Below are 289 nucleotides of genomic sequence, written 5' to 3'. Positions count from 1 at the left end.
GCAGGACCTGATGAAGAGCGGTGCCGTCCAGCGCGGCTGGCTCGGCGTCGAGATCCAGCCCGTCAATTCCGACATCGCCGAATCGCTCGGCCTGAAGTCTGACAAGGGTGCGCTCGTTTCCAGTGCCCAGGACGATGGCCCCGGCAAGAAGGCCGGCATCACCGCCGGTGACGTCATCACCCAGGTCGACGGCAAGGACGTTGCTTCGCCGAAGGAACTGGCCCGCCTGATCGGCGCCTACCAGCCCGGCAAGTCGGTCGACGTCACAGTGTGGCGTGACGGCAAGAAC

1 protein-coding gene is annotated in these 289 nt (G+C 65.7%); it reads left to right on the top strand.

The window, feature by feature from the left end; translation table 11 throughout:
• On the top strand, window positions 1-289 hold a 289-nt coding region (locus EN804_RS36500; protein WP_135922437.1), incomplete at both ends, for a PDZ domain-containing protein.

Origin of the sequence: Mesorhizobium sp. M8A.F.Ca.ET.161.01.1.1 (assembly GCF_004792105.1) — a bacterium.
Classification (GTDB): domain Bacteria; phylum Pseudomonadota; class Alphaproteobacteria; order Rhizobiales; family Rhizobiaceae; genus Mesorhizobium.
Note: the sequence above shows the minus strand (reverse complement) of the source record. Positions and strands in the feature narration are given on the sequence as shown.